This is a genomic window from Tenacibaculum sp. MAR_2009_124 (assembly GCF_900105455.1).
GTDB lineage: Bacteria > Bacteroidota > Bacteroidia > Flavobacteriales > Flavobacteriaceae > Polaribacter.
Map to the genome: position 1 here is coordinate 928186 of NZ_FNSF01000001.1, position 14788 is coordinate 942973.

The 14788-nt window shown below is 31.8% G+C and carries 13 protein-coding genes; 9 read left to right on the forward strand and 4 right to left on the reverse strand.

The features are described 5' to 3' along the window. Positions 1 to 75 precede the first annotated feature (75 nt). Both BLW23_RS03245 and BLW23_RS03250 read left to right on the forward strand, forming a co-directional pair. Complete coding sequence (locus tag BLW23_RS03245; protein WP_093667796.1) at positions 76 to 2415, forward strand: TonB-dependent receptor; 2340 nt, start codon at positions 76 to 78, stop codon at positions 2413 to 2415. A gap of 99 nt (positions 2416 to 2514) precedes the next feature. Continuing rightward, positions 2515 to 3375: a DUF4249 domain-containing protein gene (locus BLW23_RS03250; protein WP_143032097.1), complete on the forward strand. Its 861-nt coding sequence runs from the start codon at positions 2515 to 2517 to the stop codon at positions 3373 to 3375. A 259-nt stretch (positions 3376 to 3634) separates the two neighbouring features. Here the strand turns inward: BLW23_RS03250 and BLW23_RS03255 are convergent, their stop codons facing one another. After that, positions 3635 to 4906: an exo-beta-N-acetylmuramidase NamZ family protein gene (locus BLW23_RS03255; protein ID WP_093667798.1), complete on the reverse strand. Its 1272-nt coding sequence runs from the start codon at positions 4904 to 4906 to the stop codon at positions 3635 to 3637. A gap of 5 nt (positions 4907 to 4911) precedes the next feature. On the opposite strand from BLW23_RS03255, the gene BLW23_RS03260 reads away from it, so the two are divergent. After that, positions 4912 to 6147 carry an ABC transporter permease gene (locus BLW23_RS03260; RefSeq protein WP_093667799.1) on the forward strand — a complete coding sequence of 412 codons (1236 nt, stop codon included), beginning with the start codon at positions 4912 to 4914 and terminating at the stop codon, positions 6145 to 6147. Positions 6148 to 6302: 155 nt separating this feature from the next. After that, positions 6303 to 7664, forward strand: coding sequence for a pyridoxal-phosphate dependent enzyme (locus BLW23_RS03265; RefSeq protein WP_093667800.1), 1362 nt, complete (start codon positions 6303 to 6305; stop codon positions 7662 to 7664). A gap of 68 nt (positions 7665 to 7732) precedes the next feature. Here the strand turns inward: BLW23_RS03265 and BLW23_RS03270 are convergent, their stop codons facing one another. Next, positions 7733 to 9973, reverse strand: coding sequence for an alkaline phosphatase D family protein (locus BLW23_RS03270; protein ID WP_093667801.1), 2241 nt, complete (start codon positions 9971 to 9973; stop codon positions 7733 to 7735). A 235-nt stretch (positions 9974 to 10208) separates the two neighbouring features. Between BLW23_RS03270 and BLW23_RS03275 the strand changes: the two genes are divergently transcribed. Genes BLW23_RS03275 through BLW23_RS23605 form a run of 5 tightly spaced genes read left to right on the forward strand, consistent with a single transcriptional unit; the run spans position 10209 to position 12431 of the window. Further along, positions 10209 to 10802: a hypothetical protein gene (locus BLW23_RS03275; protein WP_093667802.1), complete on the forward strand. Its 594-nt coding sequence runs from the start codon at positions 10209 to 10211 to the stop codon at positions 10800 to 10802. A 46-nt stretch (positions 10803 to 10848) separates the two neighbouring features. Continuing rightward, positions 10849 to 11520, forward strand: coding sequence for an HAD family hydrolase (locus tag BLW23_RS03280; protein ID WP_093667803.1), 672 nt, complete (start codon positions 10849 to 10851; stop codon positions 11518 to 11520). A gap of 58 nt (positions 11521 to 11578) precedes the next feature. Further along, positions 11579 to 11971 (forward strand): VOC family protein, encoded by a 393-nt coding sequence (locus tag BLW23_RS03285; RefSeq protein ID WP_093667804.1) that lies wholly within the window; start codon positions 11579 to 11581, stop codon positions 11969 to 11971. Between the two features lie 45 nt (positions 11972 to 12016). Next, entirely contained in the window at positions 12017 to 12229 is a 213-nt protein-coding gene (locus BLW23_RS23600; RefSeq protein ID WP_255362722.1) for a VOC family protein, read from the forward strand. A 13-nt stretch (positions 12230 to 12242) separates the two neighbouring features. Further along, complete coding sequence (locus BLW23_RS23605; protein WP_255362723.1) at positions 12243 to 12431, forward strand: VOC family protein; 189 nt, start codon at positions 12243 to 12245, stop codon at positions 12429 to 12431. Between the two features lie 225 nt (positions 12432 to 12656). On the opposite strand, the gene lipA is transcribed toward BLW23_RS23605, so the two are convergent. Continuing rightward, a complete protein-coding gene (lipA, locus tag BLW23_RS03295; RefSeq protein ID WP_093667805.1) occupies positions 12657 to 13526 on the reverse strand; it encodes a lipoyl synthase in 870 nt (289 codons plus the stop codon). A gap of 43 nt (positions 13527 to 13569) precedes the next feature. After that, positions 13570 to 14787 (reverse strand): Nramp family divalent metal transporter, encoded by a 1218-nt coding sequence (locus BLW23_RS03300; RefSeq protein WP_093667806.1) that lies wholly within the window; start codon positions 14785 to 14787, stop codon positions 13570 to 13572. Position 14788: the final 1 nt, after the last annotated feature.

A 14788-nucleotide genomic window follows, 5' to 3' on the forward strand; every position in this document is an offset into this window, starting at 1 on the left:
GCCGATAGGTTGGGTCGATTTTTACCTTTTTATATCACAATTTTGTCCCAGAAATTAAATTTAAAAGTAAACTTAATGAAGAATTTTTTTGCAATATGTTTATTGTTAATTCCAGTGTTTGTTGCTGCGCAAAACATAACAGTAAGGGGAACTGTTAAGGACAAACAAAATGGAGAGAATATTTTTGGAGCTAGTATTTACGTTGAAGGGACAACAATTGGAAGTATGACGAATGAATATGGATTTTATTCGATTACCCTTCCAAAAGGAAAAAGTACTATTATGGTGAGTTTTGTTGGTTACAAAACCATTTATAAAGAAATTAATGGTGACGCAAATGTTACTTTAAATTTTGAAGTGGAGGCTGAGTCTACTCAATTATCTGAGGTGGTTATTGATGCGGGTAAATCAAAAAAAGCTAATATTCGTTCACCTCAAATGGGAGTATCAAAACTTCAAATTAAAGATATTGAGAACATACCTGTTGTATTGGGTGAACCTGATATTTTAAAATCTATCCAAAGCCTACCAGGAGTTACCAATGGAGGAGAAGGATCAAGTGGTTTTAATGTTAGAGGAGGAGCTGCCGATCAAAATTTAGTTTTGTTGGACGAAGCAACTATTTATAATACGGCACATTTACTTGGTTTCGTGTCTATTTTTAACTCAGATGCTATCAAAGACGTAAAATTGTATAAAGGAAGTATTCCGGCTGAATTTGGAGGAAGAGTTTCGTCAGTACTTGATGTTCGTCAAAAAGATGGTAATAGCAAACGATTCACCATAAATGGAGGAATTGGTGTGGTATCAAGTAAGTTGACTTTGGAAACGCCAATGTTTAACAAAAAAGGTTCAATATTACTTGCGGGCCGTGGATCTTATGCTCATTTATTTATTCCGGGTGATAATAAGGCATCTTTTTATGATGTAAACTTTAAGACCAATTATGAATTAAATGAGAACAACCGATTGTACTTCTCGGCTTATTTAGGAAGAGATTATTTTAATACCAACTTTGTGGCAACAGACTATGGAAATTCAATTGCTAGTTTAAGATGGAATCATGTTTTTAACGACAAACTGTTTTCAAATTTATCCTTTATCTATAGTAATTATGATTATCGCATACTTCTTAACGGAATTGACTTAGATTGGAAAGCAAATATCGAAAATGCCAATGTTCGCTATGATTTTAAATATTATCTTTCTGAGAAATTTAAATTAAACTTTGGATTTAATAGTACGCTTCATGGTTTTAATCCAGGAGAAATAAAACCATCTACTGATACTTCACCTATTAATCCGTTGAAATTAGATAGAAAGAGAGCTCTTGAAAATGCAATGTATGTTGATGTCAATCAAACAATAACAGATAAGTTTAGAGTTTCGTATGGAATACGTTTTTCTAGCTTCCATAGATTTCATACAGAAGATTTAAATGTGTATAAAGATGGTTTAGCTGTTGTTTATAATGAGTTTCTTGAAAAATACCAAAGAGGTGAAGTAGTAGGGGAAACCTCTTCTATGGAATCATATTACAACTTTGAACCTAGATTAGCTTTATCTTATGAATTAAATGAAAGTTCTTCAATAAAAGCAAGCTATGCTAGAACTGCACAGTACTTACACTTATTATCAAACACAACAACAATAAATCCAGTTGATATTTGGGCACCAAGTGGTAATTTTATAAAACCTCAAAAGTCTAATCAATATGCTTTAGGGTACTTTAGAAACTTTTTAGATAATAACTATTCGATAGAAGTAGAAACGTATTACAAAACGATTGATAATCGAATTGATTATATAGACGGATCAGATTTAATAGGAAATAATAACATAGAAACAGAAATACTAAATGGTCATATGAGATCATACGGAGTTGAGTTTTTAGTAAGAAAAAATACGGGTAGTTTTCAAGGTTGGCTAGCATACACACTTTCAAAGTCTGAGCAACAAACTCTCGGAGGAGCTGCTGGAGGGCCTGGAATTAATGGAGGTGAATGGTATAATGTGAATTTTGATCGTCCGCATGATTTCTCATTAACAGGAACTTACAAACTCAATGAAAAATGGACTTTTGGAGGAAATTTAGTGTATCAAACTGGACGTCCATTAACTGTACCAAATGGTCAATACAATTATTTAGATTTATCAATAGCTACTTATGGAGATAGAAATGGTAGCCGTCTTCCTGATTATCATCGACTGGATGTTTCAGCAACCTATACTCCAAGGATAGATCCGAATAAGAGATGGAGAGGTGAATGGAAATTTGGTATTTATAACCTTTATAATCGTAATAATGCACAAGACATTAGTTTTGGTCAAAATAGCTCAACAGGTAATAATGAAGCTACTCAAACATCAATTTTTGGTATTGTGCCTTCTTTGTCTTACAATTTTAAATTTTAATAGCAGAACGATAGTGAAGTCTTAATTTCCTTGTACTTGAATACCAAAAAGACAAGGCGAATTATATCTATTGAGTTAAACACTAATAAAAAGAAACAAATGAAATATATAAATAAGAAGTTTTTATGGCTTTCGGCCGTCATTTTCATAATAACTGCATGTACCGAAGTAATTGATTTAGAGGTTCTTGAAGGAGAGGAAAGATTAGTAGTCGAAGCAAATATATTATGGGAAAAAGGCACGGAAGGAAATGAACAGGAAGTAAAGTTAAGTCTTACAACACCTTATTACAATGTCAATGAAAAAAAACCTGTAACAGATGCTACTGTAAGCATAATTAATGCAACTCTTAATCGAACTTACAATTTAACTCATGATGAAAACGGTTCGTACAAAACATCTGATTTTGAGCCAAATGCAAATCATGATTACTTGATTAGAATTGTATACAAAGAGGAAGTATATGAAGGAACGGAAAGATTGATGACAGTACCTGAAATTCAAGATATCTCTCAGTCACGTTCTGAAGGGAACGATTCTGAAGTTCTTGAAGTTAAATTTTTCTATCAAGATGCACCTGACGAAGAGAATTATTATTTAACGGGGTTTAAAACTCAAAGAGATTTATTTTCTGTTTATGATTTAACAAAAGATGAGTTTATAAATGGAAATTTAATTAAAGAAACTTGGGAGAAAATGGACGATGATGATACAAGTGAAAATGAAGAGTTAACAAAAGATGATGTGGTTTCTATTGTTCATCAAGGAATTTCTAGACAATATTATATTTATATGAATATTTTAATTAACCAGTATTATTCGGGACAAGGAGGAAATCCGTTTCAAGCAATTCCCGTTAAATTAAAAGGTAATATTATGAATGTTACGAATAAGGATAATTACTGTCATGGATATTTTAATGTATCTGAAGTATCTAAAGCGGTTTATACCATTCAGTAATGTTTTAATATTTGGTTTGTAGAGAAAAAGCCGAAGACCATTCTTCGGCTTTTTAATTAAAAAATGCGCTCGTTATATTGTATTCAGTTAACCTGATTTTTTTAATTCTAAAGTGAATTGTTATCATTAAGTTTTAGAAAACCATGCTCACTAGTTTTTCTGACTATCATAAATAAAAAGAAGCTTTAACATTTCTACAAAGAACCATATTTGAACTAACAATTCATGTAGAAATAATGAAACCAATCCTATAAAAAAATTATTTATAGAGTAAATACTTTCCCCTTTTTAACTGGAATTCTTTGATCTTTTGTTCCCATGAACTTCTTATTTCATCGGATGTTAAACCTTGTTTAATTTGTTCTTTTAATCTTTCGGTCCCCGCAAGTTTAACAAAGAATGTATTAAAGAATTCCTTTTCCTTTGAATGACTCTTATGACCATTATAAAAATCTATTAACCATGTAAGGTTTATTTTGTTTAAGTTCCTAACGCTTCTTAAATTGTATCCGTAACACACATTATCTTTATGTTTAGGATATTTAGCACCTTCATTAGGAATGGGCGTAAATTGATAGGAATATTTATCTACATTATAAAAAGGAGTACCAATAACTTGAAACTGTTCAGAAGTACCTCTTCCTACAGAAACATTGGTTCCTTCAAACAAGCATAAGCTCGGATATAAATTTATAGACTTGTCATTTGGTAAATTAGGGGAAGGTTTAATAGGTAAACTATACGCTGTATCATGCGTGTAATTCTCTAAAGGAATCACTGTTAAATTACATTGAAGGCCATTATTCAACCAATTTTCACCATTAATCATTTTACCATACTCTCCAATGGTCATTCCATATACCACAGGAACGGGATGCATACCAACAAAGCTTTTATGTTTCATGTCAAGTACAGGACCATCAATATAATGTCCATTCGGATTTGGTCGATCTAACAGTATCACAGGAATATCGGCTTCTGCACAAGCTTCCATGACATAATGTAATGTAGAAATGTAGGTGTAAAACCGAACACCAACATCTTGAATATCAAAAACAACAACATCAATATCTTTAATTTGTTCAGGATATGGCTTTTTATTTTTACCATACAATGATATAATCGAAAGTCCTGTTTTCGTATCAACACCATCTTTTACCGTTTCACCAGCATCCGCTTTTCCTCTAAAGCCATGTTCAGGAGCAAAAACTCTTTTCACTTTTATTTTTTTGTTAGAGTGTAAATAATCGACTAAGTGCTGACTCACTTTTTCAACTCCCATAACATTAGGTGAAATCTCTTTTCGTTGTAATTTCTCAATTATAGAGGTTTGATTGGCTACTACAGCTATGTTCTTATTCTTAAGTAAATCAAGATACAATTCAGTTCTGTTGGCACCAGTTTTCAATGTTTTAGGTGTTTTTTTCTCTGATTCAATTTTTTTTGTTGAATGCTGAGCGCAAGAAACAAGTTTAAAACAGATAGAAAAAACCAATAATAAATATGTACTTTTGGAGTACTTTAAAACCATAACTTTTGAATTTCGAATTATTTATTGCCAAAAGAATAATTGCTGGCAAAGGGTATAAAAATAGTATATCGTCACCAATAATAAAAATTGCTACCATTGCAATTACTTTAGGTATTACAGTTATGTTAATTGCGGTATCTATTGGTTCGGGTTTTCAAAAGAAAATAAGAGATAAAATGTCTGGTTTTAAAGGACATGTTCAAATTGTGAATTACGATAACAATAATTCGGAAGTTTCTTTGGCATCAATAGAAAAAGCACAACCTTTTTACCCAGAGTTTAAAAATGTTGAAGGAATAAAAAATGTTCAGGTATTTGCTAACAAGTTTGGAGTAATTAGAACAGAAAAAGATTTTGAGGGTATTGTTTTTAAAGGAGTTTCGAGCGATTATGATTTTACTTTTTTTAAAGAATATTTAAAAGAAGGCAGATTACCTAATTTTTCACTCAATAGAAATAAAGAAATCTTAATTTCTCAGTCTATTGCGGATCGTTTACATTTAAAATTACAGGATACTATACAAATAGTTTTTAGTGCTGAAAAACATAAAAATAAATTTGCCCAACGAAAGCCCATAGTAGTTGGAATATACAATACAGGTTTCGAGCAATTTGATAAAACAATGCTTATTGGTGATATTAGAGAAGTTCAACGTTTAAATAAATGGAATGAAAACGAAGTTGGAGGTTTTGAAGTTTTAATTGATGACTTTGATGATTTGGCGTTAAAAGGGGATGAAATCTATAGTTCAATTCCAGTAACATTAAATAGTGCTACTATTGCCGAAAATTATCCTTTAATTTTTAATTGGCTAAATATTTTAGATAATAATGTTTGGGTAATTATTGGTATTATGATTTTGGTTGCGGGGATTAATATGGTAACAGCTTTGTTAGTATTGATTTTAGAACAGGTGCAAATGGTAGGGGTTTTAAAAGCACTTGGAAGCCCTAATTGGAGTATTCGAAAAGTATTTTTATACAATGCTTCGTACTTAATTTTAAAAGGATTGCTTTACGGGAACATCATAGGAATTGCACTTTTGGCAATTCAGAAATATGGCAAGTTTATTAAGCTTGATCCTGAAAACTACTATGTATCAACAGTACCAGTTTCTTTAGAAGCTCTTTCTATAATATTACTTAATATTGGTACTTTAATCTTGTGCTTTTTAATGTTGATTATTCCTTCTTATATTATTACCAAAATAAAACCTTCTAAATCCATTAAGTTCGCGTAAAACAAAAATGTCTTTGCATAATTATTTTTTTATTCTTGAGGGATTAAATCGTGAATAAAGGAAAATTTTAACATCATTTGTTAGAAATACAAAAAATCAGTCTTGAGTTGGTCATAAGTTTTCGTTAATTTGTAAGTGTAAACTGATAACTTATAATGAATTATTCAAAAAATATACTTGAAACCATTGGTAATACACCTTTGGTCAAGTTAAATTCTGTGGCCAAAGATATTGATGCTTTGGTGTTGGCAAAGGTCGAAACCTTTAATCCGGGTAACTCTGTAAAAGACCGTATGGCGTTGAAAATGATTGAAGATGCTGAAGCCGATGGTAGATTAAAACCTGGAGGAACAATTATTGAAGGAACTTCAGGAAATACAGGAATGGGATTGGCTTTAGCGGCGATTGTAAAAGGGTACAAATGTATTTTTGTAATATCTGATAAGCAATCGAAAGAGAAAATGGATATTCTAAGAGCCGTTGGAGCAGAGGTAATTGTTTGTCCTACCAATGTAGAACCAGAAGACCCGAGGTCGTATTATTCTGTGTCAAAAAGACTAGGAAAAGAAACTCCAAACTCTTGGTATGTGAATCAATACGACAATCCTTCAAACGCTGTTGCCCACTATGAGCAAACCGCTCCTGAAATTTGGGAACAGACAGAAGGTAAAATTACACACTTTGTCGTTGGAGTAGGGACAGGTGGAACTATATCGGGAACCGCTAAGTATTTAAAAGAGAAAAATCCGAATATAAAAATATGGGGAATAGATACATATGGCTCCGTATTTAAAAAATATCATGAAACGGGTATTTTTGATGAAAATGAAATTTATCCCTACATCACTGAAGGTATTGGAGAAGATATTTTACCAAAAAATGTAGATTTTAGCTTAATTGACGGGTTTACCAAAGTTACAGACAAAGATGCTGCGATTTACACTCGAAAAATAGCAAAGGAAGAAGGAATTTTCGTTGGAAATTCGGCAGGAGCAGCAATCAAAGGGCTGTTACAGTTGAAGTCACAATTTAAACCTGATGATGTTGTTGTCGTTTTATTTCACGATCATGGAAGTAGGTACGTTGGTAAAATGTTTAATGATGATTGGATGCGTGATAGAGGTTTCTTGGAAGAAGAAATCACCACAGCAGAAGATTTAGTGAAATCACATATTGACAAACCTTTAGTTACGGTTCAAACGGAAGAATTAGTAAGTCATGCTATTGAAAGAATGAGAGAATTTAAAATTTCTCAAATTCCAGTGAAAGATAGTAATGGCTTTGTTGGATCGGTTGATGAATCTACCTTATTACATGGCTATTTAGAAGACAAAAATATCGCTGAAAAGCCCATTAAGGTAATTATGAGAAAGGAATATCCAGTAGTAAAAAAGGATACTTCAATTGATAATGTTTCTAAACTGATTAATAAGGATAATCAAGCTGTTTTAGTGGATTTAAATAATGGTAAATATCATATTATCACTAAGTATGATATTATTAGCGCTATGGCTTAATTGTAATTATAAGATGCAAAAAAGCGAACTACATCGGTAGTTCGCTTTTGTTTTTTTAGGAAGTATTCTTATTTTAAAATTACTTTTCTACCAAAGTTTTGTTGCCCATTAGTGGCTCGAACCATATAAAATCCAGATTTTAAATCGTTCAAGAATAACTTCAAGTTGTATAGACCTTCTTTATGAGAACGATCTTGGAAAACAGTTTTTACTAACTGACCTTGAATATCAAATATTTGAACGGTTAGCTTATCTGTTTTATTAAATCCATAATGAACATTAACATTTTTCTCTTCAACATCAGAATATACTCCTAATAGAGAGAATTGTTCGGCAGTTTTAGTATTTTTTGCTGATAAATTGTCAATTACGTAAGTACCTCTATCTTCACCGATTGTTTTTGAAGAAGACGTAAGTCCACATTTGTTCAATTCATTTTTAAACCCAACTTTAAAATAAGCACTAGGGTCAATACGTTCCTTTGTATTTATAAAATACCAATCAGCTTGTATTTGATTTTTTCTAATATCTAAAATATAATACCCATGTGCTGTGGTATGCGCTCTTTTAATATGTGAATTGTCTTCAATAAGTTCAGCATCAGCAGTAGTATTTGTAAACTTTTCTAATAACCAGATAACCCAGTCGGGCAACATATCTAAATTAGGAGAAGTAACACTTGGAGTGGTAAACTCAGGAACGACACAGTTTCCATTTCTTTCTATTTGAGAAGCAAACATCATGTGAATATCACCGGTTAATACAGCTACGTTATTGGAGTTGTTTTTAATGTAATCAAGCATTTCATTTTTCTCATCTAAGTAAAAATTCCAATCATCTTTATTTAATTGATGCCATTTTTTCATCCAACTTGGTATTAAAAACGAGTACCAAGAGTTACTAAATCTATTAATTTTTAAACCAAACGGCGCCATCATCACTTGGTTTCCTATAACTTTCCAGGTAGCATTACTTTGACTTAAACCGTTTTTTAACCAAGTTTTTTGTTGATCACCCAAAATAGAGCGAGAAGAACGATTTTCATTTTGTCTTATACTTAGTTTGTTTTCAATGCTCTTTTCTGCTTTATTCATAAGAAATTCAATTTCTTTCATTTCTGTATCTGAAAAAACTTGAGATCTGCTCATGCTATTAGCCTTACCTTCAAGTTCAATTTTTAAAGCTTTAGCAATGTAATTTGCCATGGTAATTTTCTCATTATAACTAAGGTTATTTCTATAAGAATCTTCTACCATATTGTATGTAGCCCACTGTAGCTTATCTTTTTTAGAGTTCGCTAAGGCAAGGAAATCTTTTGATGTAGTGCCACGACCAAGACCAATTTGTTTGGTTCTTCCTTCAATACGAGTATCAATCATAAAGAGGTCAAGTAATTTTCCATAAGATATTTTTCTATAGATTCTTTTGCTATCCTCGCTGTTTTCGCGAACTGGTAACCATTCGAAATATGCTTTTTTAGCATTTCTTTTTCTTTCATCCCAGTTACCCTCGCTGTCATCGTGATTTTCTGCTCCATCTTTATAGGCATCATTTGCGAATTCATGATCATCCCAAACAGTAATAAATGGATGTTGTTGATGAATATCTTGTAAGTTTGGATCTAAACGATAATATGAATAGCGTACACGATAATCTTCTAAAGTTATAATTTCATGTTTAGGTTCATGACCTCTATCGGGTCTACTGCTTGAGTAGCCGTAACCTCCTTTTTTATATTCGTAAATATAATCTCCTAGATGTATAACCGCGTCGATGTCCGAACGATTGGCTATGTTTTGATAGGCATTGAAATAACCTGCTTGATAATTAGAACAAGAAACAATGGCAAAACGTAAATTCTCAACTTCTTCTTTTGATCTTGGAGCAGTTCTTGTCTTTCCCGATAGTGAATAAGTATTATCTACTTTAAATCGATAATAATAAGAAGTGTTTTCATTTAATTGATCGACGTCAACTTTTACAGTGTAGTCCTGGTCACTATTGGTATTTGTGTAGCCAGAGTTTACAACGTTCTTAAAAGCTACATCAGAAGCAATTTCCCAGTAAACTTCAATGTTATCGTTAGGGTTGGATTGGGTAATTCGTGTCCATATAATAACACGATCAAATAAAGGGTCTCCAGAAGCTACTCCATGTAAAAAAGGAGCTTTGGACCAATCATAATTGTTTTGTTTAAAGTCTTTTCTTTCTGTAGTAAAAGGTCTTTCAATTTTTGTGATTTGGAAAGGAGTTTGCGCAAATGTTTGTATAAACATAAGTAACAAACTCAAATTAAAAAATAATTTCATTTTTATCAATGTTAAGGGGTTGTTTTACAAAACTATCTTTACGTTTTTTAAAATATTTTAACTAAATGTGATGTTTTTGTTATAAATTATAAGAAAAAACAACTTTTTTTTTACGCTATATATTTTTATTTATTATTTCAAAAACTATTATGATTATTGTCTTTGTTAGGGCTTATATTTGAATACAGAAAGCAAAAAATATCGCTTCCTATATCGATAAATTCAATTTGTATTTATGAAGTTTAAACTAAAAAAACCAAAAATTGCTCAAAGTGATTGGGTATCATTTATTTTAACATTGGTAGCAACGTTATTTGGAGTATTAATGGCAATATGGTTAACAAACTCAGAAGTTAGAAAAAAAGAGAAAGAAGATACGATTAAGCTATTACAAACTTCAAAAAGGATTTTGAATAATACGTTCGAGTATAGTGAAAATCTAAATGAGGCTTTGTCGTCTTTCGAAAAAGATACTATAAACTATACAAAAGAGTCTATTGTAAACTTGAAAACGAATAATCCCATCCCATATCCAGATTTATTGGAAGGTATTGTAGTGAATGAATTAGTTTCAAGAAATATATCAGAATATTCACACGGCTCCATTTACAATTGTTTGATTAATCTGAGGAAGTTATCAAGTTATGAAACAGTTGAGTATTATCTAAAAACTCTAGAGGAGATGATGGCGATTTTAAATCTTGAAATAGAGTTGCTTAATGGTAGAATTAACTCTCAAGAGCTTGAGCCTAAACTCGCAGTTATTCGTGAAGAACTTGATACAAAATACTCTTCAGAGAATGTGCTAAGAGTTTCATCTGATAAATAGGGAAGGAGTATATATAAACTAAAAAGTGATAAATAAATAAGTAAATATGAAACAAACTTTAAAAGCTGTTTTTTTTGATTTCGATGGAACCATTGTAAATTCGGAAATTTTCCATTATCAATGTTTTGTTGAAGTTTTAAATAGTTTTGACGTGCACATTGAAGAATCTGATTATTTCTTGAATTATGCTGGTATTCCCATCGATGTTAATTCTGAGAGAATAGTAGCTAAATTTAATTTAGAGGTATTACCTGAAGAGTTGGTGGAAAAAATAGAAGAACTGGTTATTCGTCATCAAAATGATCACGAGCCCATATTCATGCCATATGCAGAGGAGTCAATAAAATATTATAAAAATAAAGGACTTACTTTAGGAATTGTTACAGCAAGTCCATTTAGGAGTATTGTGAGTTTTTTTAAGAAAAAATCTTTTGAAGATCATTTTAATTTTACAGTTACTTTCGATGATGTTAACAAAAGTAAGCCAGATCCTGAATGTTATCTGCAAGCACTTGAAAAATCAAAATATAAATCGTCAGAGGTTATTGTTTTTGAGGATACTGAAAATGGAGTTAAGGCCGCAAAGGCTGCCGGTTTAACATGTTTCGCTATTCAGAGCGAAAAAGAATTGCATTTCAAGTTAGAAAAGGCAGATAAAGTATTCAATAGTTTACAAGAGGCTAATGAGTATGTTGCCACTAATTTTACACTAGGGTAGATTTATCATAAATTAATCAATAATCTATTAAATTAGAAAGTAATTAAAAGTTCAACAAATGAAGCAATCAATTGTACATATTGCATTAGTTGTAAAAGATTATGATGAAGCTATTGAGTTTTATACTCGAAAATTACATTTTGAATTGATAGAGGATACTTATATAGCAGAGCAAGATAAAAGATGGGTAGTGGTAGCTCCGCCTAATTCAACAGGAACCACTATTTTACTCGCAAGAGCTTCTAATGAGGAGCAAAAGAACTTTATAGGAAACCAAACAGGAGGTAGAGTATTTCTTTTCTTAAATACTGACGATTTTTGGCGTGATTATAATGAGATGTTATCCAAGGGGATTGAATTCGTTAGAGAACCGAAGGAGGCCGAATACGGCACAGTTGCGGTGTTTAAAGACTTGTATGGAAATCTCTGGGATTTGTTACAATTGAATTAAAAAAAAGACCACGAAAATCAATTTGTATAGATTAAAAATTTTTAAATGAGTGATGATATAGAAATTAGATTTTTGGATCATGTGGCGATTCGAGTGGATAATATAGAAAAGGCGGTACAATGGTATCGAAATGTTCTAGGCTTAAAAAAATATCAATTACCCAAATGGGGAGACTACCCAATTTTTATGCTATCTGGAAAATCTGGTGTAGCTTTATTTCCTGCTAATCTTGAAGATCCTTTAGTTAATATGGCCTAAAGAAATAGAAAGATTGATCATTTTTGCATTTAATGTAACAAATGAAAATTTCGAAAAGGCAAAAAAGAGGTATTCAGAATTGGGTTTAGATTTTACTATTCAGGATCATCATTATTTTCATTCTATTTATACGTTGGATCCCGATGGTCATAAAGTAGAGTTAACCACTATCAAAGTCGATGAAAACGATTTTTATAACTAAAATATAAATAATATAAAAATGCAAAAGCCCGCTCTCAGAGCGGGCTTTTGTTAATCAACTAATTCAAATAATTTACACAATGAAAACAAAACTAATTTGTTTACACATTATTAGTTTCAAATTCTGTGCCAAAATTATAAATAATTTATTTTAAATTCTTTGAATTTTACGTGTTTTGCATTTAATTAACAGAATAACGTTAAAAAGTTAACGTATTACTAATGTTTAGCTGGCATGTTTATGAGCTTTGTAAGAAGAACGTACTAAAGCACCGCTTTCTACATACATGAACCCCATTTCCAAACCAAGCTCTTCGTATTTTTTAAACTGATCAGGGGTTATAAACTCCTTCACTGGTAAATGTTTTTTGGTAGGTTGTAAATATTGACCAATAGTAATTATATCTAGACCAACACTTCTTAAATCTTTCATGGTTTGAATTACTTCTTCTTCAGATTCTCCCAATCCTAACATAATTCCAGATTTTGTTCTCATACCATTTTCTTTAAGGTATTTAAGAACACCTAAACTACGTTCGTATTTAGCCTGAATTCTAACCTCTCTTGTCAATCTCCTTACAGTTTCCATATTATGAGAAACCACTTCCGGGTGCACATCAATAATTCGGTCTATTAATTTTTCGCTTCCCTGAAAGTCAGGGATTAATGTTTCTAGGGTAGTGTTAGGGTTTGCGCGCCTAATTGCGTCTACGGTTTCAGCCCATATAATTGAACCACCATCTTTCAAATCATCTCTGTCAACAGAAGTAATTACTGCATGTTTAATACTCATTAACTTGATAGAACGAGCTACTTTTTCAGGTTCGTCCCATTCAACAGTTTCAGGTCTTCCAGTTTTCACACCACAAAATCCACATGATCTTGTACAAACATTTCCTAAAATCATAAATGTAGCAGTTCCTTCTCCCCAACATTCACCCATATTAGGACAACTACCACTTGTACAAATTGTATTTAATTTGTATTTATCAACAAGCCCTCTTAATTCGGTGTATTTTTTACCTACAGGTAATTTAACACGCAACCATTTTGGCTTCTTTGTTCTTTCAGGTAAAACTACAGATTCGTTTGCCATTTTTAATAACTAAATTGAGAGAACAAATTTACGAAGAAAAGATTTAGAAATTAAGCAAAAACCAAATACTGAATAAAATTAAAAATACAATACCAGAAATACTTAATATTTTTAAACCTATCCCTGGTCTGTGTTTCTCGGGAGTATGTTTGCCTGTAATTAAAAGATAGTTTAAAATGGCATAAAAAGGAGCAGTTAAAAAAGATAAAATAGTGGCAATTCTAATAAGAAACCCCATATCTGACAAAAAGTATTTTAGGATAACGAAAGTACCAAGAGCTAAAATAACCAGCCAGAGCCAATAGGAAAGAATAGCTTTTCTTTTAAAAAGTAAAAAAGAAGTTTTTTCCATGGCACGAGGAGAAGCATCGAGAGTAGTTAATGTAGTACTAAACATAGTAGTGAAAGCGGCTACACCAATAAAAATATGGGCGAAGTCTCCTAAATTTTTGGTATACAAATTAATAAGTTGAGAACCAAAAACAGTGCCTTTACTTGAAAATGTTTGTCCTGTTTTAAACATGACCATTGTACCTAAAATAACAAAACAAACACTTAAAAATAGGGTTCCAATATAGCCTACGTTAAAATCGAATATGGCTTGTTTTGGTTTAATTGTTTCAAAGGTGTTTTTGCTTTTTTCAACCGACCATAATGAATGCCAAATGGAAATGTCTAATGGGGCCGGCATCCAGCCCAAAAAGGCAATTAAAAAAGTAATTTCGGCTGTTCCTGAAGGTATTATTTGGGTAAAAGTAAAACCTTTGTTAGTATTGAAAATAGCGACCAAAACCGTAAGCATTGTACTAACAGTTAGGATAACAACAATGTATTTCATTAAATTATCAAGAACCTTATATTTTCCAAACAGAAGAATGGCAAAACTTATCGCACAGATTACTCCAGACCATAATACAACATCGTTCGTTATACCAAATAGGTGAGAGGCCAAACCTGCAGTAACAATCGTAACCGCGGCCTGAATTGTAAACATTGTAGCAAAGTTTAATATATAATAACTTATTAAAACTCCTTTACCCAGTTTTCTATAACCATCAAGTAAGGTTTCTCCTGTAGCAGAAGCATATCTGGGGCCGTATTGAAAAAAAGGATATTTAAATATATGAACTAACACAAGGGCCCAAAGTAAGCCAAAACCGAATTCGGCTCCTGCTCGCGTGGATTGAACCAAGTGAGAAACACCAATTGCAGCTCCAGCAAAAAGTAGCCCCGGTCCAATAGTTGAAAAAGCTTTTTTCATG